Below are 24,660 nucleotides of genomic sequence, written 5' to 3' on the forward strand. Positions count from 1 at the left end.
TTGGTTTTCCAACTGTTTCTCTGTTAAGTTTTCGTAATTTTTGTTACTTGCTGCTGACTTTGTCAGCAGTCTGAGCCGCTTTTAAGCGGCTGATTTAATTATTGGTTATCTTTCAGCAAGTCTCTGATTTCTGCGAGCAGTTCTTCCTGAGTAGGCCCTTTTGGCTCTTCGGGAGCCGGTACAGCTTCTTGCTGTTTTATAAATTTATCTTTTGATTTATTTATCAATTTTATAAAAATGAAGATTGATATTGCAACAATTAAAAAATCAACCACATTTTGTATAAAATTACCGTACATTATTGCTGCTTCAGGCTTAATTATAGTTTCACCCTCCATTACTGCAGGACTCATCACATATTTCAACGATTTAAAATCCATGCCTGCCATGAAAAATCCAAGTAAAGGCATTATTAAATCATTAACTACCGATGTTACGATTTTCCCGAAGGCGCCACCCATTATAACGCCCATTGCCAAATCTAAAACATTCCCCTTGAATGCAAACTCTTTAAATTCTTTCCACATAGCTTCCTCCGAAAGTATAAAATTATCATATTAACATTTATACCCAAAATAAAGCTATTTAACAATTAATTAGCAGAGAAATATTAATTTTTGTATTTTATACCCGAATCAGTATCGGCTATTTCCATGGTGTCATCGTAGGCAATATATCTTATGTCCTTTTCGATGAATGTATTTTCCTGACTGTCCTCATAAACTACAAATACTTGATTGTCAGCTGATGCCTTTTCTAAAATTTCCTTGAGTATTTTTATTTCTCTTTCGTCGTTGATGCTGTCCATACTGTTGTTCAATGACAGAACCAATATTTTATCCTTGTAGTTTGCAAGATTCTTTATATTGTTCCACATTGTTGTATTGCTTGCGCTCATAGTTCCGTTGGTAATTATGCCTTCGATAGCAATTATGTTTCCTTTATCCTTTTGCATTTCGATTTTACCGTCTTTAATTATAAGTTTTTCCGTAAAATCGGAAATTTTACCTGACTTCATTGAATCAACAAATACAGATTCCTCACGAAGTCCCAGCTCCTTGTCATTAGGTTCATACATTATCCTTAAGTTGTCAATGTAAATGGTCCCCGTATCCTTTCTTGTTTCGTTTATTTCAGCAAGATATATGTTTTTCAATGTAACGGGATAGGCTGTTCCGTCCGGAATGTGTGCCTCAACCCATTTCCACCCTGTCCAGTCAACTTCATCAGCAAATGTAAGCTTAATCTGGTTGCCATAAGCATCGGTGATTCTTGTTCTCAGCCAATGATTTTTACTGTCCCCGTAAACCCACATGCCTACTGCTTTCGGTTTATCCTCGAGTCTAATGCCTTCCTGGTCTTTTCCAAATTCTATAAATGCAATGCTTTGGTCCGTCATATCTGTAAAATCATAATCCAGCTTAATTGCACTTGAGCCTTCTTTTACAACATCATTTGTTATAGATATGTTTCCTTTTGATCCCTCAGGATACAGATCTAAATTAAGATCCTTTAAATCCTCAAAACGGTTTAGTGTTTTATATCTGTACCCAACCTTTACAATTATGTGCTTAACTGCACCATCAAATGAAGCAGTTATTGCACCTATGTTACTCACATCTCCCGATGTGAATATTCCGTCTTCAACATTTCCCACTCTGTTCCTGTATGAGTAAGAGAGATATTTTGAAGGTATATATGCGGAATTTCCATCCTTGTCCACACCCAGTACGCTTCCTATTTCATGCTTTTCACCGAAGCCCATAACCAGCATTTCGTCATTAAATTTAAGTGCGACAGGCTTATCCAGCACATTTATACTCACTTCTCCCACAGCACCGTCAGTTGATGCGGTAATAACTGCTTTACCGGATTTTTCCGGGAAAAACACGTTGTTAACAACTTTTCCCGCACCCTCAGGAGATACGGTATATCTTATATCGGAGGGACTAACCTCCAAGGGTGTAAAATATTCGTTGTAGAACTTAAGGCTCAGGTTTGTTTCCGTATTGTTAAATATGGATTCATGCTCAGGTAATATTTCAATTTTATCTACTCTGTCGCTTTCCGGAGATGTATTAAATACACCCACACCTGATGCAATTCTTCTTTCTCTGCCGTCTGAAGGAATATTGACAACCGTTACATTGGAATTTTTCAGAAAATCAATGCCCATGGTGGTGGAGCCTCCTCCGTCCATGTTTACTGCATTATGAGCGCCGAGACCTATCATAATTTCTGCAAGCTCAGTTTGCTTCACACCCGTGTATTCTTTATTTCTTCCGTCAACAGTAACCATTATCATTTCGGTATTGTCTATGTTAAAACCGATTGCGGTTCTAGGGTGAGCACCTAAAACCTCATCACTCACATCACCTAATTGACCGTCCTTAACCAAGTAATTCAAAGCACCATAGGCCCAGTCAACCTGATCAGGGTTAAAATCCAACTCTATGTTGAGTGACACAGGTTGCCCTGGCATGAATGATTGCTGTAACTGCTCCATAATTGTTGCGTTGCTGCTGGCTATAATGTATCCGTCACTTGGAATTACTGCGGATGGTTGATTTCTTCTTACTTCTGTAACCACATTGTTTTCTACAATAACCTCAACTATGTCTTTGTTTTGAAATCCAGGAGAAGTTCTGTTCCAATCTGATGTCAATATTGTCGCTCCCCATTCCAATGAAGAAGTTTTATTAAACACTGTTATATCAAATGCTGTTGAATCTGCCGCATACAATGTAATTCTGGGATTCCACACAGAAATATTGAGGCCGCCGTTCAGAAGCTTTGAAACAGTGGGATAACCATAGCTGTACGGAAGAGGTGAAGTTATTAAGTTTCCGTCCTTAATAAGTGCCCCGTATGTATATGTGGGATCTCCCATGTAGAAAAAGTCTCCATTTACTCCTGCTATAGCACCTGAAGATTTAATCATTGCACTCAGCGGTGCACGGTTAGAAACTCCGTTCTCACTGTTGATGGGTTCAACATTCGTATATCTATCTGTTAAATCGGCTCTGACAACATTAATATTCATCCATCCGATTGAAGTATATCTTTCAATACTCTCATGGGTAACCCCTGTTGACAGTCTTGTTTGTCTCGTAAGATCATAAACATTGTAAAGAGAGCTGCCATATGCGGTAACATTAAACATTAATGCAAGACCCACAGAAAATGCCGTGATTTTTTTAATACTCAAATATATCATTCCTTTCAATCATAAATTTAATCTAAACTTATTATAACATATACCTAACAACAAAACATTACAATACTGTTTAATTCATAATAGAAAATTATACTATAAATGGATTATAACTTTAATATAGACGAAAATTAAAATGTCTTTGTTCCAAAATCGGGTATGTTAATTATTGTTAATAAAATAATAATTATTGACAATAAAAAATGTATGTGCTATTATGATGAAAAAATAAACTCCTTATCAAGAGTGGTGGAGGGACGAGGCCCAATGAAACCCGGCAGCCTGTTAAATCAAGGTGCCAATTCCCGCGGATAATTCCGGTAGATGAGGCAATACATAAAAATGTACCCTCTTCTGCGGAAGAGGTTTATTTATTTTTGTAACTAGCTTAAAATAAAGTTTATGATAAAGAAAGGAAAAGATATGAAGAAATGGTTATTTACATCTGAATCGGTTACTGAAGGTCATCCTGACAAAATGTGTGATCAGATTTCAGATGGTATTTTGGATGCTATATTAGAGCAGGATCCAAACGGAAGAGTTGCTTGTGAAACTGTTACTAAGACAGGTTTTGTGCTTGTAGCGGGAGAAATAAGCACAAGCTGCTATATTGATATACCTAAAATTGTAAGAAATACTGTAAAAGATATCGGTTATGACAATGCAGACTATGGTTTTGATTTTAAAACATGTGCTGTGTTTACTTCAATTGAAGAGCAGTCACAGGATATTGCAATGGGTGTCAATGAAGCGGATGAATACAAAAAAGACAATCTTGATGCGAAGGATATGATTGGTGCGGGAGACCAGGGCATGATGTTTGGATTTGCATGCAATGAAACACCTGAACTGATGCCTATGCCAATATCATTGGCGCATAAATTAGCGCTCAAATTAACGGAAGTAAGAAAAAATAAAACCGTAAATTATTTAAGACCCGACGGTAAAACTCAGGTTACGGTTGAATACCATGACAACAAGCCTGTCAGAATCGATACAATAGTAATTTCTACACAGCACAATCCTGAGGTTGACAGAAAGACAATTGAAAAGGACTTAGTAGAATACGTTGTTAAAACAACAGTTCCGGCAGAACTGCTGGATAAAGATACAAAGTATTTTGTTAACCCAACAGGCAGATTCGTCATCGGAGGTCCCCAGGGAGATTCCGGTTTAACGGGGAGAAAGATTATAGTAGACACTTATGGCGGATATGCAAGACACGGCGGCGGTGCTTTTTCCGGAAAAGATCCCACAAAGGTTGACCGTTCTGCTGCATATGCTGCAAGACACATTGCCAAAAATGTTGTTGCTGCCGGTTTATCCGACAAATGTGAGGTTGAGCTTGCTTATGCAATAGGAGTTGCTAAACCGGTTTCAATCATGGTTGAGACCTTTGGTACAAATAAAATTGACAATGAAAAAATAGAGCAGGCAATAATTGAAAATTTTGATTTAAGACCGTCCTCCATAATAGAAAGCTTCGATTTAAGAAGACCTATTTACAAGCAGCTTGCCGCTTACGGACACTTTGGAAGAGACGATTTAAATCTTCCTTGGGAACAGACAGATAAAGTTAATGCATTAAAAAAGTATTTATAAACCGATGATTAGAACATAAAATAGAGTAAATAGGAATATTTACTCTATTTTTAGCATCTGTTTTTCCTAAGCAGAAGCGAAAGATCAAAGAATTAAGGAGACTCTATGGTTAACAGAAGTTTGGGTATATTGCTTCCTGTAAGTTCACTTCCGTCTAAATACGGTATAGGTACTTTTGGTAAAGCGGCGTATAATTTTATAGATTTTTTGATTTCATCCGGACAAAAATATTGGCAGGTTCTGCCCTTGGGACCTGTTTCTTTTGGTGATTCACCATACTCGACCTTTTCAGTGTATGCGGGAAATCCATACTATATAGATTTGGAAATGCTAATTGAAGACGGAGTAATAAACGGTGATGACTGTGAATTGTTAAACTCAGACGGAAATTATGTGGATTATGAAAAACAGTTCAATCATAGATATAAGGTGCTTTTTAAGGCGTATAAAAGTTCAATAAATAAATATTACGAAGAGATAGCAAGGTTTAAAGCTGAAAATAATTGGGTAAATGATTATTCCTTGTTTATGGCACTAAAATACAAAAACAATCAGCAACCATGGAATAAATGGGATGAGCATATTAAAAACAGGGATGTAGAAATAATCAAAGCAGAAGAAAAAAGTTTATCTCAGGAAATTAATTTTTGGGTATTCCTTCAATATTTATTTTATGAGCAGTATTTTAAATTAAAAGTGTATGCAAATTTAAAAGGAATTTCCATTATAGGTGATATGCCTATTTATGTTGCAAAAGATAGCGTCGATGCCTGGGTTAACAGAGATTTGTTTGTTACAGATGAAGCTGGGAACTTTACAATAGTAGCAGGAGTCCCTCCCGATTATTTTTCTTCAGAGGGTCAGCTTTGGGGAAACCCCGTGTACGATTGGGGATATCTTAAAGAAAATTCATACAAATGGTGGATAGACAGAATAAAATGGTCGTTAAAATTGTATGATGTTGTAAGGATTGACCATTTTCGCGGTTTTGATGAATATTGGGCAGTGCCTTGCGGCTCTGAAAATGCAATAAAAGGTAAATGGCTTTCCGCATATGGAAAGGAGCTTTTTACCGAAGCGCTCAAGGATGTAGGCAACTTAAATATTATTGCGGAGGATTTAGGAACTATTACGGACAATGTAATTAAATTGAAAGAAGAATTTAATTTCCCGGGAATGGGAGTTTTGCAATTTGCATTCGATGGTAATCCAGATAATCCGCATCTGCCTTTGAATTACGCAAAAAATACAGTTGCGTATACGGGTACTCACGATAATGATACATTGAAAGGATGGTACAATAAATTAGGCAAACAAAAACAACAAGATATTTTAAAGCAATTGAATATAGCCGCAAAATATGAAGGCGAAATAACAGATAAATTAATTCAAAGTGTTATAAACAGCAAAGCTGATATTGTTATCATACCCCTTCAGGATTATCTTCACTTGGATTCGGAGGCAAGGATTAATACTCCGTCAACTGTTGGCGGAAATTGGACATGGAGAGTGAAAGAAAGCCAACTTACCAAACAGCTTTCTAAAAAGATAAAAATCTAACCCTATTTTTCAGAAAAAGCTTCCTTCGTATACGCTCACTGACAAAATATAAAATATACTTTGTCAGCAGCCTAAATAGATAATATAATTAGGTATTTATATGGATTTAAATTATATACATCACTAATTATATCAGTATTATATTTCTTCATGTTTTCTTTAAATTTTAAGGTTATTGTTTCATCAGAAAGATTGACTGCAATTATAATCCTGTTTTTTCCGCTATATCGTTCAAAGACAAATACTTCTTTGTCGTGTACAATGCATTTATATTTTCCTTTTTTAAAGACATTGTTTTTTCTTAAGGACGACAGAAATTTATAATGGTTTAAAATTTCTAAGTTTTCATTTCCCCAGGGATAGCATAATCTGTTAAAGGGGTCTTCGAAACCCTCAAGGCCTGCTTCATCTCCATAATAAATACAGGGTATGCCGGGAAGTGTAAATTGCAGCAGGCTTGCGATTTTTAACAATTTAATTCCCGCTTTTAATTCGTCTTTATTTAATTTATATACGGCTCTTTCGTTCTTGCTTTCAGGTCTTGATTCATTGCCTAAAACAGTAAGAATTCTTGCCGTATCATGTGTACCTATTATGTTCATGAGACTGTTTACCGCTTGTGAAGGATATTTTTCAACTATGAGATTCATAGTTTCATATAATGTACGGCAATCCTTGTTTTTTACATAATGTATTATAGCCTCCTTTAAAGGATAATTTGTTACAGAATCGAGCTGCTTTCCGCAGAAATATTCCTTTAAATTGCCGTACGAAAATTTATTGGTTGCATCTTCCCAGACCTCTCCGACTATGAAGGCATCAGGATTGTGAGATTTAACAGAACTTCTTAGAATATTCAGGAAATTATCGGGAAGCTCATCTGCAACATCCAGACGCCAGCCCCTAATTCCTGCATTTTGCCAGTGCTCTATAACCCCACCTTCACCTGTTATAAAATCAATATAGCTTTCGTTTTCTTCTTTAACCTCAGGCAATGTATTTATTCCCCACCAGCTTACGTAATCATCCTTCCATTCATTGAAGGTATACCAATCATGATAAGGTGACAGCTTGCTTTGATATGCTCCTTTGGAATTATAGCTGTTATATTTATTAAAATAAATGCTGTCATCACCTGTATGGCTGAACACTCCGTCTAAAATCACACTCATACCATATTTTCCGGCTTCCTTGCATAATCGTGAGAGAGTTGCTTCATCACCAAACATAGGGTCAATTTTTAAATAATCACCAACATCATATTTATGGTTAGAATATGCCTCAAAAATAGGTGACAAATAAATAACTGTAACCCCAAGTTCATTAAGATGGGGTAATTTTTTAATTATTCCTTCTATATTACCGCCGAAAAAATCATTGTTATTGATTTTGCCGTTTTCATCAGGTGTATAATTCGGTATACCGCCCCAGTCATTTCTTATAACAACTTTTCTTTTGGTATTTTTGTTTAACAGATTTTCTTTGTAAAATCTATCAACAAATATATGATATATTATTCCGCCCTTTATCCATTCAGGTGTTTCATAATCCTCGGCATGAACAAGCAACTCATAAAGGTGCGAAGAATTATTTTCATTAAAAACAAAGGAATAAAAATAATGACCATATTCCTTTATTGTAAATGACCCAGAGGGGACGGTTCTTCCCGGGTCTGTTGACCCGGGAAGAACCGTCCCCTCTGGGTCAAAGGATTCATATATATCATAGGAATTTTCCGTTCCGATCCAGTTTAAGGGTACTTCCTTATAGAAAAGTTTGTCGTAGTTATTTCTTTTTTCTATAAGAATTTTTGGATTATGAGAAAAACCTTTCTTAATATGAATTTTAATATTTATTTCAGTATTTGCTCTGATTCCCCCTTGGGGGTATCTGAAGGCTTCTGATTGATTATCAAAAATGTACATTTTACCCCCTGAAGTAAGTCTCTATATTGATTTAATATTCCATATGCTATCTGCATATTCCTTTATAGTCCTGTCTGAGGAAAAAATTCCTGCAGATGCAATATTCACTAAAGACATTTGATTCCACTTTCTTTTGTCATCAAAGTAAACTGAAGATGCCTTATTATGAGCATCCAAGTAACTGTCAAAGTCAGCAAAACACATGTATGGGTCGCCGACCTGAGAATCGCCTAACAGGTATTTGCTTATGGATTCGAAAGATTTTGAAGGAATCCCCTTGTTTAAAAAATCTATAATTTTTCTTAACTTTAAGCTTTTCTGATAATAATGTATGGAGGAATAACCTGTTTTCCACAAGCTTTCCACCTCGTAATCTCTCAATCCGAATAAGAAGAAGTTTTCTTCTCCGACCTGATTAATAATTTCAACATTGGCACCGTCATAGGTTCCGATAGTTACGGCTCCGTTAAGCATGAATTTCATGTTTCCGGTTCCGCTGGCTTCCTTACCTGCCAATGAAATTTGTTCACTCAGCTCTCCGGCAGGCATTATTATTTCAGCCAAGGATACTGAATAATTTTCAACAAAGACCACATTTATATATTTTTTTATATTTGGATTTTTGTTTATATAATCGCTTAATGCAACAATCATCTGGATGATTTCCTTTGCCCTGTAGTATCCGGGTGCTGCTTTAGCTGCGAATATAAATGTTTCCGGCTTAATATGAGTTGTATTTCCTTCGTTTATATCGATTATCAGGCTTATTATTCTCAGCGCGTTCAAAAGCTGTCTTTTATATTCATGGAGTCTTTTTGCCTGTATGTCAAATATTGAATCAGTATTTACGGATATTTGATAAGTATTATAAATAAATTCCGCTAACAGCTTTTTATTTTCATACTTGATTTCATCTAATTTATGCAGGACCACGTCATCGTCTATATATTTTTTTAATTCTGACAGCTTCGACGGATGCTTTGTATAATCGGCACCTATCAAATCATCCAAAAGATTTTTCAACCTGGGGTTGGATTGGTTTAGCCACCTTCTGTGCGTTATGCCGTTAGTGACGTTCATGAACTTGTACGGGCTGTATTCGTAAAACTTTTTAAAAACAGTTCTTCTTAATATTTCGGAATGAAGCTTTGCGACTCCGTTGACTGTATGGCTTCCTATTATACATAGGTTGGCCATATTTATCTTGTCATATCCGAAAACAGACATTTGCTCAGCCTTGTTAAAGTCGTTATATTTAGAGCCTGCTTCCTGCAAAAATCTTCTGTTTATTTCGCTTATAATCATAAAAATTCTTGGCAGCTTTGTTTTTACTATGTCTATGTCGAAGGTTTCCAACGCTTCGGACAACACTGTATGGTTTGTGTATGATACGGTATTGACAACAATATACCATGCTTTTTCCCACGAATATCCGTAGTCGTCCATTAAAATACGCATAAGCTCAGGAATAATTAATGCAGGGTGCGTGTCATTTATGTGAATTGCAGCCTTATCACTTAAATTATCCAAGGTTTTATATTTTTTGTAATGCTTTTTTACAATTGTCTGTGCAGAAGCCGAAACTAAGAAATATTGCTGTTTCAACCTCAGTATTTTACCTTCGTAATGGTTATCTGCCGGATATAATACCTTTGATATTGCTTCGGCCATGGAGTCCTCAGACAGAGCTCTTATATAATCACCTTGAGAAAACAAGTTCATATCGATAGAATTCAAGCTCTTTGACTCCCATAATCTCAATAGGCTGACTCCGTCTCCGTCATAGCCGGATATGAACATATCGTATGGTACAGCTTCAATTTCTGTTGGATAATCATGATGTATAACTAAGCCGCTGGTCGTCCATTCTTCTCTGATTTTACCGTCAAATTTAACTACGACTCTTTCCTCTGTCTTTGCAACAAGCCATACGTCGGAGGTTGTTAGCCAGTCATCAGGCAATTCGGTCTGCCATCCGTCTATGATTTTCTGCTTGAACAGACCAAATTCGTACTTTATAGAAAATCCGGTTGCAGGATAGCCTTGAGTGGCTAATGAATCCATAAAGCAGGATGCTAATCTTCCTAAGCCTCCGTTTCCAAGCCCCGGATCCTTTTCTATTACATAAAGATCTTCTAATTTAATATTATATTTTTTTAAGGCAATTTCTGTTTCGTTTTCAATTTTTAAATTATATAGATTGTTTCTGAGAGATTTACCGACTAAAAACTCCATGCATATGTAATAAACTTGCTTTTGTTCGTTCTTATTTACAAAATTCTTAAATTGATTATGCTTTTTCAGAAGCATATCTCTTATTACAACCGAAAGTGCCCTATAAATTTGAATTGAATTTGCGCTTCTGGATTCTATGTTCCAATAGCGGGAAATTTCTTCGTCTATCAGTGCATTTATGTGCTTTGCTTCGATGTTTTTTTCTCGCATTATGTTTCTCCTAACAAATTATTATACATGTCATAGTATTTTTCTGCTGATTTTTCCCAACTAAAATCAACCGACATAACTGTTTTAACTAAACTTTCCCATTGACCTTTATTATTATACACTGTAAGTGCTCTTTTAACTGCATTTATCAGATTTTCAGGAGTTTGTTCATAAAAGGTAAATCCGTTTCCTGCTCCTAAGCTTGCGTCTTTTATTGAATCCTTTAGTCCTCCTGTTTCACGTACAATCGGAACTGTGCCGTATCTTGATGAAATCATTTGTGCTATGCCGCAGGGCTCGCTGACAGATGGCATCAGGAAAATATCAGCACCTGCATACAATTTTCTTGCAAAGTCGGAATTGAAATCTATTCTAACAGCTATTTTATCATGATACTTATCCTGCAGGGATTTAAAGCACAGCTCATAATTCCTGTCGCCCTTACCCAATACTACTATTTGAACTTTTTCCCTTAAAAGCTCTTCCATTGCATTTATTATTAAATCAAAACCCTTGTGTTTGACCAGTCTTGAAATAATAGCAATAACAGGGACATCCTTCTCCTGGGGCAATCCTGCCATTGATTGAAGATTTGTTTTGTTCACATATTTGTCTGATATGTTTTCTGAATTATAATTTTCAAACAATGCGCTGTCGGTATCAGGATTATAAAAATCTGTGTCAATTCCGTTTAATATTCCTCTGATTTTTGCTGAATTTTTATTGATAATAGAAGCTAAGCCGTGAGCATAGAAATCATCGGATATTTCCTTAGCATAGCTTTCGCTTACGGTGCTTATTATGTCAGAGGCTTCCAGTGCACCCTTTAACAAATTAATTGAACCATTATATTCAACTATTGATTTTTCATTGTCTGTGAGGTCAAATACATCTTCGGCTATATTTAAATCATATTCCCCCTGATATTCAATGTTATGAATAGTAAATACAGTCTTAATATTTTTATATTCATCACTGTTGTACTTAGTTTTCAAATAAATAGGCACTAATGATGTCTGCCAGTCATTGGAGTGAATAATATGAGGCATAAAATTAATTACAGGCAATATGTGCAGAACTGCCTTAGAAAGATATGCAAATCTTTCGCCATCGTCAAAATGACCGTAACACTCGCTTCTTTTGAAGTAATACTCATTATCTATAAAATAATATGTTATTCCCATTATTTCTTTTTTAAATATTCCGCAATAAAGCTGTCTCCATGCCAATGGTACAGTTGTCTTTCCTATAAATTCAAGATTGTGCTTGTTCGCTATTTCCTGATAAAGAGGCATTATAATCCTTATATCTACGTTATGCCTGTATTTTTCTTTCAATGCTTTAGGAAGCGAGCCTGCTACTTCTCCCAAACCGCCTGTTGTTATAAAGGGAGCGGCTTCTGAAGCCGCATATAAAATTTTTAATTTCTTCATATTTTCCACCCCTAAACTATCGAATTTTTTTTAATAAAGAACGGACAATTTGAATAACCAAGCAGAACTCTGTCATTTGTTACCTGTGCATATGTATCTGTTATAATGGAATTAAGCTGAGCATTTTCGCCTATGATTCCATGCTGCATTATAATTGAATTCTTGACCACCGTATTCTTTCCTATCTTTACATTTCTGAAGATTATGCTATTTTCTACTGTACCCTCTATAGTACATCCGCTTGCTATTAATGAATTTTTTACATTTGAATCATTGCAATACTTTGTAGGGGTTGAATCCTTTGTTTTAGTATAAATAGGTCCGATTTTAGAATAAAAAAGCTTTGATAAATTATCATTTTTCAATAAACCTATACTATTTTCATAGTAGCTCTGCAATGAATCAATGTGAGCATAATATCCCTGATATTCGTAACCGTAAATTCTTAAGGAATGAACCTTCCTTGCAAGAACATCATAGCTGAAATCTTTATAATTTCTCGCTATTGCATCATGAATCAGCGATTCCAGAAAATCCTTGTTCATCACCCATGTATTTAATCCCACATCGTGGACTCCGTTGGTTACAGGATATACTAAAATATCGCATGCCCTTTTATCGTCATCAAAGCTATAAATTATTTTATGGGTTGAATTGTTATTATTTATGTTTGTGTTAATATAGACGGCTGTAATATCTGAATTTTTTTCTTCATGATATTTTATTACGTCCTTGTAGTTTATATTGTAAATAATATCGCAGTCAGACAAAATAACGTATTTTTCCTTTGAAGAAGAAATATAATCAAGTACCCTTTTAAGAGCGTCCAACCTTCCTTGAAACAATCCGTGGTTTTCCCCTACTGCATAGGGAGGAAATATCAGAATTCCGCCTTTTTTCCTTGATAAGTCCCAGTCCTTTCCGGAGCCGACATGCTCCATCAGAGACCTGTAATTACTTCTCGTAATAATGCATAATTTATTTATACCGGAGTTAACCATATTGGACAGGGGAAAATCTATCAACCTGTATCTGCCGCCAAACGGTATGGCACCAACCGAACGATGTGATGCAAGCTCTGTCATGCTCCAGTCCTGCATATCAGAAAATATAATTCCTAAAGCATTCATATTATTCCTCCTCCTTCATGCTATTTATAATACTTTCTCTTGGTATAACCGTTATTCCCAAATTTAAGTCCTTTGGTGTGCCTATTTTTAATTTTGGTCCGATAACGACCATCTCGTCTATTATAGAGTTGTTAATAATTGAATTTTCTTTTATTTCAACATCTGCCATAATTACAGAGTCCCTAATAACCGCATTTTCGCCGATTTTAACTCCGGAGAAAATAATTGAATTTTCAACCGTACCGTAAATTACCGCACCCTCTGAAACTATGGAATTTCTTACTTTAGAGTTTTCGCTTAAATATTGAGGAGGCATTTCTGTATGCCTTGAATAAATAACCCAGTCACCTGATAAATCAAAACCGTTGCATCCCAATAAATCCATGTTTGCTTCCCATAATGAATCAATAGTCCCTACATCCTTCCAATATCCTTTAAATTCATAAGAGTATAATTTCTCATTTGAGCTTAACATCAGAGGAATTACATCTTTTCCGAAATCCTTTGAGGAGTTGGGGTTATTGTCATCCAGGCTTAAGTATTTTTTGAGCTTCTGCCAATTAAAAACGTATATTCCCATGGAGGCCTTAGTGCTTCTTGGTTTCTTGGGCTTCTCCTCAAAATCTATAATTTTGCCCTCGCTGTCAGCATTAAGTATTCCAAATCTTGATGCCTCTTTAAGAGGAACATCTATAACGGAAATTGTGCAATCTGCATCTTTTTCCTTATGAAATTTTATCATCAGGGAATAATCCATCTTATATATATGATCACCGGATAAAACCAACACATATTCAGGAGCATACTGATCTATATAATCCATGTTTTGAAATATTGCATTTGCAGTTCCCGAATACCATTCTGAATCACCCATACCCTGATAAGGAGGAAGTATTTGAATGCCACCGTACATCCTGTCTAAGTCCCAGCTTTTACCGTCACCTATGTAAGAATTTAAAACTAACGGCTGGTATTGTGTTAAAACACCTATCGTATCAAGTCCCGAGTTTACACAATTTGACAATGTAAAATCAATAATCCTGTACTTTCCGCCAAATGGTACTGATGGTTTCGCTATTTTTTTGGTAAGATCGCCTAAACGGCTTCCTTGACCGCCGGCAAGCAGCATGACAACACATTCTTTTTTAGTTAATTTCATATATTCTACCTCCCATTTTGTTCATATTATTTTTTTTATCCTTCTTAAGAAATAATATGGAAAGTGGTGGTACAGTCAATGATATATTATAATCATATCCGTGCATTTTTCCGATAGATGATGTTATAATTCTCTTGTTGCCGGACCCTGTTCCCCCAAATTCCAATTTATCAGAGTTAAAAATCTCAATATAAATTCCTTCTTCAACACCGATTAAATAATTTTGTCTTTCAATAGGAGAGAAATTAATAACTGCTATTAATTCGTCACCATTTTTGTTCATGCGTTTAAATGCAATAATATTTTGTTCAAAGTCATCGTTGGAAATCCACTTGAAACCTTCCCATGAAAAATCTATTTCCCAGAATTCTGAATTATTTATATATAATTCGTTCAAACTTTTAATGTATATGTTTAGTTTTTTATGATATTCATAGTTTGTCATAAACCATTCTATTTCTTTTTCATGGTTCCACTCTGTAAATTGTCCTACTTCATATCCCATAAAATTAAGCTTTTTGCCGGGATGAGCAGTCATAAAACCAAGAAGGACCCTGAGGTTAGCAAATTTTTCTTCATAGGGCTCGGGCATTTTGTCAAGCAGTGATTTTTTTCCGTGAACAACCTCATCGTGAGATAAGGGAAGTATAAAATTTTCACTGAAAGCATAGTGCAATGAAAACGTTATGTTTTTATGCTTATATTTTCTGAAAAGCGGATTAGTTTCCATGTAGTCCAGAATATCGTTCATCCAACCCATGTTCCATTTAAAATTAAAGCCTAGGCCGCCAAGGTAGACAGGCTTCGTAACCATCGGCCATGCTGTTGATTCCTCGGCAATCATCATGGTATTGGGATGCAGCTTAAATACTGCTTCATTTAATTTTTTTATAAAATCTATCGCTTCAAGGTTTTCGTTTCCCCCATATTTATTCGGAGTCCACTCTCCGGGGTTTTTATCGTAGCTTAAGTAAAGCATGGAGCTTACCGCATCAACTCTTAAGCCGTCAGCATGAAATTCTTCCAACCAATATATAGCATTGGATATTAAAAAGGATTGTACCTCCGGTTTGCCGTAATCAAATTTATGAGTACCCCAGCTTTTGTTTTCTCTTTTGTTTGCATCTTCATATTCAAACATTGGGCTTCCGTCAAACATATATAGACCGTGTGCATCTTTCGGGAAATGGGCAGGAACCCAGTCAAGTATGACACCTATTCCGTTTTGATGGCATTGATCTATGAGATATTTCAAATCATTCGGCTCACCATAACGTTTAGTAGGAGCATAGTAGCCTGAAACCTGATAACCCCAGGAGCCGTCAAAGGGGTGTTCCATTACAGGCATAAGCTCTATGTGTGTAAAATTATGCTCCTTGACATGATTTATTAATTTTTCGGATAGTTCTCTGTATGTATATAATTCACCGTTGTCTTTATGCTTCCAGGAGGATAGGTTAAGTTCGTAAATGTTTATGGGAAGTTCATATATGTTAGATTTGTTTTTATAATTTTGCCAGCCTTGGTCGTTCCATTGGTAGGTATTTATGTCATATACTATGGAGGCGGTCTCTTCCTTAGTTTGAGAATAAAATGCAAACGGATCTGATTTAAACATCTCGTTACCGTCTTTGCCCATAATTAAATATTTATAAAAATCTCCCAATGCAATAAAAGGCAGATACAATTCCCATATACTGCTGCCTGATATTTTTTTCATCTTATAGTCATCTTTTTTTTGCCAATCGTTAAAGTTGCCGACTACATGTACATCTTTTGCACCGGATGCCCAAACTCTGAAAACAGTACTGTTGTTTTCCTTATTAACATGTGCTCCGAGAAATTTATATGCATAGTAGTTTGTGCCTTGATGAAATAAGTAAATAGGCAAGTCATTGTTATTTTTCATGTTCGGCTCCATTTGTTAAATTTTCTTTCATATTCATTATATCATATCTGAGCCGAGTGCAGCGCAAGCTCGCTTGCATTGCCGAGGCGATGGTATGATATATATATTATACCACCTTTTAGGCATAACGAAACGAAAATAATGTAAAAATAAATGAGAAAACTAAAAAAGATGAGATCAGTCGCTGTCGCTCAGGATAATTGTGTCATTCTGAACGCAAGCAAGAAATCTCATCTTTTTAGCTTATTATTTGAATTGTATTTCTCCCACACCGGTCTTTAAATCTATTTTTGTATCCTTGTTACCTTTAAACATAACCATTCCACCCTTCATAAACTCATCTATTTTAGCTTCATAGCTTGAGTTGTCCGGGGTGGACATCTCAATATCACCTACAGCTGTCTCAGCCTTAATGGTTTGTGCATCAGAGATATTGTAAAATGTAGCCTTTATATCGCCGGTATTTGTTTTTAATTCTGTATTGCCTGACGGCCTGCAGCTATTCAATGTAATTTCGCCTACATCAGATTTTAAATTGAATGAGCCGTCAGAGTTACTTATTTTTATATCACCTACGTTATTGGTTACTTCAAAATGTCCGTTAGTATTATCAATAATTATTTCCCCGACATTCAATGATATAACTGCAATTTCAATATTTTTAGGTATATTTATTGTAAGCTCTGTCTGCATGTTGTTGTTGCTCAGTAATTTCACATCATCCAGCTTTGTATCAATTTTTATAGTGTTCCACTTTTCTTCCACAGAGTAATCGAAGCTATCCACCAATTCCTGTGATTTTTCCTTTGAGTCTGCTCTTGCAGTAATTTTAATGTCAATGGTTGCCTCAGTCGAATCGTGTGTAGTCAAGTATATATCTCCAACAGAGCTTTCAATTTCAAGCTTGCCTGTTTCGGATGCTTCTATTTTGTGAGATTCTTTTCTTTCTGCACTATTCTTTTCCGCCGCATCAATTCCTTTTTCTACCGAATCAATTATTGTCTTAGTTATTTTTTCAGAAATATCCTTAACCTTATCCTCGTCCACCTTACTAAATGACGAGCATCCGCTTAATAAAAGCATTAAAACCACTGATACGCATATAATTTTTTTCATATATTCCCTCTTTATAAATTAATTTTATTTTCTAAAAGATATCCGGAAACCCCTGTGAGTGCAACAATCTGAAAAATTGAAACTCCAATCATGGGAAGCATAACCATGGCCAGATCTGCAGGAGAAATTCTTCCCATCGACATGGTGTTGCTTATGGATTCGTAATAAGGACTTATAGCCTCAAAGAAATTTCCCGATAATGAAGAAATCACCCAATTCAGCAGCATAAATATTATGAAGCTCAGCAATCCACCGAATTTAACTTCTGAAAATATACTTTTTCTTATGGTCATTGCAGCGTACACGGTTGTAATAAAGGCTATTATAAACGTAAGAACCGCAAACAAAAATACAAATATATGTCCCAGATTGATACCGAAGCTTCCTGATAACAAGCTGTTAACGAGCCTTATTATCTGGCTGTAAACAATTTCTGTACCTGATGAAATCGCAATGTTCACACCGTTAATCAAAATGAATATAAAATATATTAACAATATTGCAAATCCCTCAATAACAGAGGTTATAAGCTTGGATACAATTATTTTATATCCGCTGTTGGGAGTCATAAACAGCATGTAACCGGATTTTTTATTTAAATCATCACTGTACATCCTTATAACATCAACAATGTACAAAATCCCAGCAATCATCGGAAAAAATGCTATAAAGAAAATGCTTCCCCCTGCACCTTTTGTCATATGATATACATTAAGTCCCAGAGAGAAAATAATTGCTATGGAAAATAACTTATATTTTTTTATTAATTCATATTTTATTAAATTAAGCATTTCTGAATACCTCCTTATAAAGACCTTCTACTGACATACCTTTAGATAATCTCAATTCCTCCGCATCACCCTGAAGCTCTATGACGCCATCCTTTAAAAATATTACGGAATCAAGTATTTTTTCTATCTCACTTACCAGGTGGGTAGAAATGATCATGGTTTTATTTTCGTTATAGGACTTCATTATTAAATCCATTATCACATCTCTTGACAATACATCAACACCGTTCAAGGGCTCATCCAGCATGTAAAACTCAGCATTTCTGGACAATGCCAAAGCCACCTTAAGTTTCCCGGTTAATCCCGAGGACAACTTTGATACTCTGAATTCTGTATCAACCTTTATACCGTTGAGTATTTTCAGAGCTGTATCCTCCTGGAAATCTTCATACATGTCCTTGTAAAATCTGATAACATGCTTTACCTTGTAGTCACCGTATATATAATTTTCTGTGGGCATATAAGAAATTAATGCTTTAGATTTATGCGACAGAGGTTCACCATCTACCAGTACATTGCCCGAGGTTTGCTTGTGAAGTCCTGCAATAACCTTCATAAGAGTTGTTTTACCGCTGCCGTTGGGACCAAGGAGGCCGTATATTTTTCCTTTTTCAATTGACAAGTTTACATCACTTAAAGCTGTTTTGTTATAATATCTTTTATTTAAATTTTCTATTCTTAATAATTCCAATTTACTCATCACCTTCCAAATAATTTTCTGTTTCGATAAATTTAATCATATCTTTTTTTGTATATCCAATTTGCTTCATATTGAATATAAAGTTTTCTATTTGTTTTTTTGCCATCTCGTATCGGAGCTGGCCTATTCTGTCCTCGGATTCTGTAACGAATGTTCCCAGTCCCCTTCTTGTAAATAATAATTCTTCCATTTCCATCTCCTTATAAACCCTTGCCACAGTATTGAAATTTATCCCAAGATTATTGCCATAATCCCTTGAGGAAGGCATTTTTTCCCCTGGCTTTAATTTTCCTGTGACTATTTCCTGCTTAATTTTTTCAATGACCTGTATATAGATCGGTATATTGTTATTAAATTCCATGTTTCACCTTCTTCTCTGCTATCGGTGTATTAGTATCATAGTTAAATAGTACACTAGTGCGTAAATAATGTCAAGATTGCGTTGTGTTAAATAATTGTAATAATTTTCATACCATTTCTTGACGAAAATGCATCTATATAGTAATATATATCGGAAGAAAAGGTGATTAAAATGTATGATTTAAACAAAATTAATGAATGTTTGAACACTGATATAATAGGACGAGCTATAGTTCAATACGATTTTTTGTCATCAACTGCCACAAAGGCAAAAAGTATATTCAATACATGTCCCGGAGGCTTAATTGTTTTATCTGAAAATCAATCAAAATGCATTATGAGAATGGGCAATGAATGGTGTTGCTTTCCAGATAAGAATATTTATTTAAGTATAATTTTAAAACCTTTGGTAAATAATCTTTTAATATCAAAAATCGATATGATAAGCTGTGCAGCCTTACATAAAACAATATTTGAATTATATAACATAGATTGTAAAATAAAATGGCCGAACGATATACTGATAAATGGTAAAAAGGTATCTTCTATTATAAGCAATTTTACGAGTAAAAATTCTGGTGGGATAATTATCTCTTTTGGAATTAATACCAACATGGACAATGAAGACTTTGATATAAATGAAGGAATTAAAAATACATCTACATCCTTAAAGATAGAAGCCGGGACTAATATTGATAGGGAACTGTTCGTAGGAAGCTTACTCAATAATTTAGAGGTTTATTATAACTGTCTGATTAAAAATAACATTAAAAAGCCGATAGAAACTTGCACAAATAATTCATCTATTATTAATAAGGAAATTGAAGTAATGAAAAAAGGTAAAAAAACTAAACGAAAGGTACTTGTTAAAGGAATAGATGAAGAGGGACAGCTTATAGTAGTAAATGAAAAAGGCAACGAAGAAACTTTAAATCCAGGAGAAACTATATTAATATATGAAACTTAAGATAGGAAATATAGAATTAGATGAAAGGGTAGTTCTGGCACCGATGGCTGGAGTGACAGACATAACATACAGAACAATATGCAAGGAAATGGGAGCCGGTTTAGTTTGTACGGAAATGGTCAGTGCAAAGGGATTATATTATAATGATATAAAAACCAATAGATTAATGAAGATAAATGAAAACAACAGGCCGGTATCGTTGCAGATTTTTGGGAGCGATCCGGACGTTATGGCTTATGTAGTAGAAAAACACATCAATGAAAGAAAAGATATCGATATAATCGATGTTAACATGGGATGCCCAACTCCCAAAATAGTAAAGAACGGTGATGGGAGCGCACTTATGAAAACTCCCGAATTAGCAGGCAGTATAATAAATAAAATAAAAAAGGTTTCAAATAAGCCTGTTACCGCTAAAATAAGAGCCGGATGGGATAGCAGAAGTATAAATGCAGCGGAGGTTGCACAAAATTTAGAATATAACGGAGTAGATTTAATTGCGGTACACGGCAGGACGAGAGAACAATTTTATACAGGAAAGTCATCCAATAATATAATTAAGGAAGTAAAAGAAAAAGTTAATGTTCCTGTCATAGGAAACGGAGATATTTTTACACCCGAGGATGCAGTAAAAATGATTAAAGATACCGGATGTGACGGTGTAATGGTCGGGAGAGGAATTTTAGGTAATCCGTGGCTTATAAAAAATATAGTAAAAGCATTTAACAATGATTATGATTTTTATGTGCCGACATCGACTGATAAAATCCAAATAGTAAAAAGGCACGCTGAAATGCTTATAAAAGAATTGGATGAGAAAATTGCAATATTGGAAATGCGTAAGTTTGCTGCCTGGTATATGAAGGGTATGAAAGGTTCATCAGAAGCAAGAAATAAAATTAACAAAATTTCAAAAGCAGACGATTTATATTATATATTAGATGAATATTCGAAATTTATTGGGAGCTAAAACAATTATTCTTGACTTTTTTATTATCGTTGATTATAATGTTTTAATTAATTAAAAAAGAATTACTATCTAATTATCATATTATATTAAATTTATAATAGAATAGATTAACATCATGTACTGTGCATAATATAATATGTAAAATTGCATTAATTGTAACAAGCAACATTATTAAAAGGAGCAATAATATGAAAAATAATGAGACTTTGATTACTGCTGAGGGTTTGGAAGAATTAAAAAATGAAGTGGAATTTTTAAAGCTTGTTAAAAGAAAAGAAATTTCCGAAAAAATTAAGATTGCTTTAGCTTTTGGGGATATAAGCGAAAATGCAGAATATGATGAGGCCAAGAACGAGCAGGCCAATGTGGAAACTCGTATAGCAAAATTAGAGCAAATGATTAAGAATGCAAAAATAATAAAGGCAGTCAAACAAAAAGGAGTTGTTAGTATAGGCTCAAAAGTTTCCATAAAAGACTTGGAATTTGATGAAGTTATGGAATACACAATAGTGGGCTCAGCTGAGGCAGATCCTTTTAAAGGTAAAATTTCAAATGTATCACCATTAGGTAAAGCACTTTTAGGCAGAAAAGTCGGTGATGTAATTGAAGTTGCATCTCCTGTGGGAGATATGATAAAATATGAAATACTAACTGTTTAAAAATATAATAACAAAAGATAAGGTGGTGTAGTGATTGAGCGAACAGCAAAACACTGGTGATTTAAGACAGGTTAGGGTAGATAAGTTAAAAGATTTAATCAATGCAGGAAGAGATCCGTATAAAGTAGCTAAATACGAAGTAACTTCCAATTCTCAATATATAAAAGATAGTTTTGAAGAAATGGAAGGTAAAATAGTATCTATTGCCGGAAGAATAATGTCTAAAAGAGGACAGGGTAAGGTAGGGTTTTATGACATTCAGGATCATTTGGGAAGAATTCAAATGTTCGTTAAACAGGACGCAATAGGTGAAGAAGAATACAAATGGCTTAAAACTTATGATATCGGCGATATAATAGGTTTAGTAGGCGAGGTATTCAAAACTAAGACGGGTGAAATATCTGTAAAGGCAAATGAAATAAAGCTTCTATCCAAATCATTACAGACATTGCCTGAAAAATTCCATGGATTAAAAGACGTGGATTTAAGATACAGACAAAGATATGTAGATTTAATAGTTAATCCTGAAATAAAAGACGTGTTTTTAATGCGTAATAAAATTATAAGAGGTATCAGGGAATATCTGGACGGAGAAGGATACTTGGAGGTTGAAACTCCTATACTAAGTCCTATTGCCGGCGGGGCTAATGCAAGACCGTTTATTACACACCATAATACATTAGATATAGACATGTATATGCGCATTGCAAATGAATTATTTTTGAAAAGATTAGTAGTAGGCGGCTTGGGCGATGGTGTTTACGAAATGGGTAAAATGTTCAGAAATGAAGGTATGGATGCAAATCATAACCCTGAATACACCGCAATGGAAGTTTACAAGCCATATGCAGATTTCAATGATATGATGACTCTGACTGAAAATATAGTTGCTTATGTAGCCAAAAAAGCAAGAGGAACTACAAAAATTGAATTTCAAGGTAAGACTATAGATTTTACTCCTCCTTGGAGAAGAGTAAAAATGCAGGATATGGTCAAAGAATATACAGGAATAGATTTTGATCTTATAAACACTGACGAAGAAGCAATTGAAGTAGCTAAGAAAAAGGGCATAGAAATTAAACCTTTGATGACAAGAGGCCATGTCATAAGTGAATTATTTGAAGAATTTTGTGAAGAGTATTTAGAACAGCCAACATTTGTTACTCATCATCCGGTTGAAATTTCTCCCCTTGCAAAAAGAAATGCTGAAGATCCGAGATTAACGGATAGATTTGAGGCATTTGCCAACACGTGGGAAATTGCCAATGCATTCTCGGAGTTAAATGATCCTATAGATCAAAGAGAAAGATTTGAAGAACAAGTGAAACAAAAAGAAGCCGGAGACGACGAAGCTCACATGATGGATACTGATTTCATCAATGCCATAGAGGTAGGACTTCCTCCTACAGGCGGTCTTGGAATCGGCGTAGACAGAGTTATAATGCTTATAACCGACCAACCTACAATCAGGGATATTATATTGTTCCCTACTATGAAGCCGTTGGAATAATTAAAAAATAAAAGCTGCAGCATTATAATTTTGCTGCAGCTTTTGGTATATATACTAATCGAAATTTCTATAGAGAACTGTCATTGAACAAGGTTTGTAAACACGACCAATAGGTGTTAAAATGTAGAGAGGAGGACCTGATATTTTATTATAAAGGATAACGATTTTAAAATCTGTTATGGGTGTCAATGTGGTGAATACAGCCAGACATCCTTCCACTATAGGAGTTGCAGTAAATGTTGGCTGCTGGTCGCATAGAAGAGGCTTAATTGCATTTGATAAAGATCTTAACTATAAAACTATAACTCATGAGGGGGCAGAGCTATGAAAAAAATACTCACAACTCCAATAAAAGATGAAGATTTAAAAGATATTAATATAGGAGATATAATCTATCTTACAGGAACTATTGTAAAGGATCATGGCAATAATAAATATGAAATGATTTCAATAGGACCTACAACCAGTATGCGCATGGAGAAATTCGAAAAAGAATTTATAGAAGAAACAGGAGTGAAATTGATTGTAGGTAAAGGTGGAATGGGTAAAAATACAGAAGAGGGATGCAGAGAAAACAAGGCGTTGCATTTGGTTTATCCTGCGGGAAATGCTGTATATGCTGCTGATAAGGTTGAATATATCAAGGCTTACATTACATAACATAAAGGATCTGTTGTGAAAAGAAAAAATTGGCAGTTGACATAAGAATAAACAAATGGTAACATAGTCAAGCTGTCATAAGCTGCGTACCTACCTAAAGGGGTACGACATTATAAGAAAAAATTGTCAGTTGACAGAGTACATTGCTTGTGATAAACTGACATTCCACTCGAAAGAGCAGGTATCAGAAACAAAAGAAACAAAAGAAAAAAATGGCAGTTGACAACATCGAAAAGATGTGATAATCTGTTCAAGCTGTCCCAAGAGGCGGCGGTAAAAAATCGAACATAGTTAATTGAATCAAGGTAAAAAATATGTAAAAAATACATATAAAAAATATAAAATTTATCTTGACAACATACGACAAGTGTGTTAAACTATGAAAGTTCCTGTCTCAAGAGACGGTGAAACCCGAACATAGACAATAAAACAGCATAAGAAACCTTTGAGTTCAAGAAAATTGAACAAAACAAAAAAAGTAAAAAAAGCTAAGCGAAAGCTTGGGCTAAGGAAAATATTAAACGAGAGTTTGATCCTGGCTCAGGACGAA

At 34.9% G+C, this 24,660-nt stretch carries 18 protein-coding genes, 2 pseudogenes and 1 riboswitch; of the genes and pseudogenes, 8 read left to right on the top strand and 12 right to left on the bottom strand.

The genetic code is table 11. The features are described from left to right. Positions 1-98: 98 nt before the first annotated feature. Entirely contained in the window at positions 99-527 is a 429-nt protein-coding gene (mscL, locus tag HZF24_RS17620; protein WP_179239689.1) for a large-conductance mechanosensitive channel protein MscL, read from the bottom strand. A gap of 83 nt (positions 528-610) precedes the next feature. Then, positions 611-3,208 carry a phosphodiester glycosidase family protein gene (locus tag HZF24_RS17625; RefSeq protein ID WP_179239690.1) on the bottom strand — a complete coding sequence of 866 codons (2,598 nt, stop codon included), beginning with the start codon at positions 3,206-3,208 and terminating at the stop codon, positions 611-613. A gap of 240 nt (positions 3,209-3,448) precedes the next feature. Beyond that, positions 3,449-3,545: riboswitch (SAM riboswitch) on the top strand. A 92-nt stretch (positions 3,546-3,637) separates the two neighbouring features. Here HZF24_RS17625 and metK point away from each other — a divergent pair. Then, the gene (gene metK, locus HZF24_RS17630; RefSeq protein ID WP_179239707.1) at positions 3,638-4,816 is read left to right on the top strand and encodes a methionine adenosyltransferase; all 1,179 of its coding nucleotides are present in this window, start codon (positions 3,638-3,640) and stop codon (positions 4,814-4,816) included. Between the two features lie 105 nt (positions 4,817-4,921). Beyond that, positions 4,922-6,376 (top strand): 4-alpha-glucanotransferase, encoded by a 1,455-nt coding sequence (gene malQ, locus HZF24_RS17635; protein WP_179239691.1) that lies wholly within the window; start codon positions 4,922-4,924, stop codon positions 6,374-6,376. A 71-nt stretch (positions 6,377-6,447) separates the two neighbouring features. Here the strand turns inward: malQ and HZF24_RS17640 are convergent, their stop codons facing one another. The 10 genes from HZF24_RS17640 to HZF24_RS17685 form a co-directional block, all read right to left on the bottom strand. Beyond that, positions 6,448-8,301: a glycoside hydrolase family 13 protein gene (locus HZF24_RS17640; protein WP_179239692.1), complete on the bottom strand. Its 1,854-nt coding sequence runs from the start codon at positions 8,299-8,301 to the stop codon at positions 6,448-6,450. 21 nt (positions 8,302-8,322) lie between these two features. Then, on the bottom strand, positions 8,323-10,746 hold the full coding sequence (locus HZF24_RS17645) for a glycogen/starch/alpha-glucan phosphorylase (RefSeq protein WP_179239693.1): 2,424 nt from the start codon (positions 10,744-10,746) through the stop codon (positions 8,323-8,325). Continuing rightward, a complete protein-coding gene (gene glgA, locus HZF24_RS17650) occupies positions 10,746-12,179 on the bottom strand; it encodes a glycogen synthase GlgA (protein WP_179239694.1) in 1,434 nt (477 codons plus the stop codon). Before glgA ends, HZF24_RS17645 begins: the two co-directional genes overlap by 1 nt. An 11-nt stretch (positions 12,180-12,190) precedes the next feature. Next, on the bottom strand, positions 12,191-13,309 hold the full coding sequence (gene glgD / locus HZF24_RS17655) for a glucose-1-phosphate adenylyltransferase subunit GlgD (protein WP_179239695.1): 1,119 nt from the start codon (positions 13,307-13,309) through the stop codon (positions 12,191-12,193). Position 13,310: 1 nt separating this feature from the next. After that, positions 13,311-14,468 carry a glucose-1-phosphate adenylyltransferase gene (locus HZF24_RS17660; protein ID WP_179239696.1) on the bottom strand — a complete coding sequence of 386 codons (1,158 nt, stop codon included), beginning with the start codon at positions 14,466-14,468 and terminating at the stop codon, positions 13,311-13,313. After that, the gene (gene glgB / locus HZF24_RS17665; protein WP_179239697.1) at positions 14,455-16,377 is read right to left on the bottom strand and encodes a 1,4-alpha-glucan branching protein GlgB; all 1,923 of its coding nucleotides are present in this window, start codon (positions 16,375-16,377) and stop codon (positions 14,455-14,457) included. Before glgB ends, HZF24_RS17660 begins: the two co-directional genes overlap by 14 nt. Positions 16,378-16,623: 246 nt before the next feature. Continuing rightward, positions 16,624-17,493, bottom strand: coding sequence for a DUF4097 family beta strand repeat-containing protein (locus HZF24_RS17670; protein ID WP_179239698.1), 870 nt, complete (start codon positions 17,491-17,493; stop codon positions 16,624-16,626). Between the two features lie 11 nt (positions 17,494-17,504). Then, complete coding sequence (locus tag HZF24_RS17675) at positions 17,505-18,284, bottom strand: hypothetical protein (RefSeq protein ID WP_179239699.1); 780 nt, start codon at positions 18,282-18,284, stop codon at positions 17,505-17,507. Further along, positions 18,277-18,975, bottom strand: a complete 699-nt coding sequence (locus HZF24_RS17680) for an ABC transporter ATP-binding protein (RefSeq protein WP_179239700.1) — start codon at positions 18,973-18,975, stop codon at positions 18,277-18,279. Before HZF24_RS17680 ends, HZF24_RS17675 begins: the two co-directional genes overlap by 8 nt. 1 nt (position 18,976) lies before the next feature. Beyond that, positions 18,977-19,345, bottom strand: a complete 369-nt coding sequence (locus HZF24_RS17685) for a GntR family transcriptional regulator (RefSeq protein ID WP_179239701.1) — start codon at positions 19,343-19,345, stop codon at positions 18,977-18,979. A gap of 171 nt (positions 19,346-19,516) precedes the next feature. Here HZF24_RS17685 and HZF24_RS17690 point away from each other — a divergent pair, with 171 nt between their 5' ends. From HZF24_RS17690 to HZF24_RS17715, 6 genes and pseudogenes are all read left to right on the top strand, one after another. Next, positions 19,517-20,311, top strand: a complete 795-nt coding sequence (locus HZF24_RS17690) for a biotin--[acetyl-CoA-carboxylase] ligase (RefSeq protein WP_179239702.1) — start codon at positions 19,517-19,519, stop codon at positions 20,309-20,311. Next, the gene (gene dusB, locus HZF24_RS17695) at positions 20,301-21,281 is read left to right on the top strand and encodes a tRNA dihydrouridine synthase DusB (RefSeq protein WP_179239703.1); all 981 of its coding nucleotides are present in this window, start codon (positions 20,301-20,303) and stop codon (positions 21,279-21,281) included. Before HZF24_RS17690 ends, dusB begins: the two co-directional genes overlap by 11 nt. A gap of 188 nt (positions 21,282-21,469) precedes the next feature. Beyond that, positions 21,470-21,940: a transcription elongation factor GreA gene (gene greA / locus HZF24_RS17700; RefSeq protein ID WP_179239704.1), complete on the top strand. Its 471-nt coding sequence runs from the start codon at positions 21,470-21,472 to the stop codon at positions 21,938-21,940. A gap of 34 nt (positions 21,941-21,974) precedes the next feature. Next, positions 21,975-23,450: a lysine--tRNA ligase gene (gene lysS / locus HZF24_RS17705; RefSeq protein ID WP_179239705.1), complete on the top strand. Its 1,476-nt coding sequence runs from the start codon at positions 21,975-21,977 to the stop codon at positions 23,448-23,450. Positions 23,451-23,622: 172 nt separating this feature from the next. Next, positions 23,623-23,778, top strand: a pseudogene (locus tag HZF24_RS17710) (fumarate hydratase); the annotation flags it as partial. After that, positions 23,775-24,095: pseudogene (locus HZF24_RS17715) on the top strand (fumarate hydratase C-terminal domain-containing protein); the annotation flags it as partial. The pseudogenes HZF24_RS17710 and HZF24_RS17715, both read left to right, overlap by 4 nt. Between the last annotated feature and the right edge of the window lie 565 nt (positions 24,096-24,660).

It is taken from the genome of Sedimentibacter hydroxybenzoicus DSM 7310, from assembly GCF_013403245.1.
In the GTDB taxonomy this organism is placed as follows: Bacteria; Bacillota; Clostridia; order Tissierellales; family Sedimentibacteraceae; genus Sedimentibacter; species Sedimentibacter hydroxybenzoicus.

Excerpts from the sequence above, each read along its gene's own strand:
- greA (WP_179239704.1), top strand. The coding sequence starts at position 21,470 with ATGAAAAATAATGAGACTTTGATTACTGCTGAGGGTTTGGAAGAATTA.
- malQ (WP_179239691.1), top strand. The coding sequence starts at position 4,922 with ATGGTTAACAGAAGTTTGGGTATATTGCTTCCTGTAAGTTCACTTCCG.
- HZF24_RS17675 (WP_179239699.1), bottom strand. The coding sequence starts at position 18,284 with ATGCTTAATTTAATAAAATATGAATTAATAAAAAAATATAAGTTATTT.
- glgA (WP_179239694.1), bottom strand. The coding sequence starts at position 12,179 with ATGAAGAAATTAAAAATTTTATATGCGGCTTCAGAAGCCGCTCCCTTT.
- HZF24_RS17690 (WP_179239702.1), top strand. The coding sequence starts at position 19,517 with ATGTATGATTTAAACAAAATTAATGAATGTTTGAACACTGATATAATA.
- HZF24_RS17685 (WP_179239701.1), bottom strand. The coding sequence starts at position 19,345 with ATGGAATTTAATAACAATATACCGATCTATATACAGGTCATTGAAAAA.
- glgB (WP_179239697.1), bottom strand. The coding sequence starts at position 16,377 with ATGAAAAATAACAATGACTTGCCTATTTACTTATTTCATCAAGGCACA.
- metK (WP_179239707.1), top strand. The coding sequence starts at position 3,638 with ATGAAGAAATGGTTATTTACATCTGAATCGGTTACTGAAGGTCATCCT.
- HZF24_RS17660 (WP_179239696.1), bottom strand. The coding sequence starts at position 14,468 with ATGAAATTAACTAAAAAAGAATGTGTTGTCATGCTGCTTGCCGGCGGT.
- glgD (WP_179239695.1), bottom strand. The coding sequence starts at position 13,309 with ATGAATGCTTTAGGAATTATATTTTCTGATATGCAGGACTGGAGCATG.
- HZF24_RS17670 (WP_179239698.1), bottom strand. The coding sequence starts at position 17,493 with ATGAAAAAAATTATATGCGTATCAGTGGTTTTAATGCTTTTATTAAGC.
- HZF24_RS17640 (WP_179239692.1), bottom strand. The coding sequence starts at position 8,301 with ATGTACATTTTTGATAATCAATCAGAAGCCTTCAGATACCCCCAAGGG.
- mscL (WP_179239689.1), bottom strand. The coding sequence starts at position 527 with ATGTGGAAAGAATTTAAAGAGTTTGCATTCAAGGGGAATGTTTTAGAT.
- HZF24_RS17645 (WP_179239693.1), bottom strand. The coding sequence starts at position 10,746 with ATGCGAGAAAAAAACATCGAAGCAAAGCACATAAATGCACTGATAGAC.
- dusB (WP_179239703.1), top strand. The coding sequence starts at position 20,301 with ATGAAACTTAAGATAGGAAATATAGAATTAGATGAAAGGGTAGTTCTG.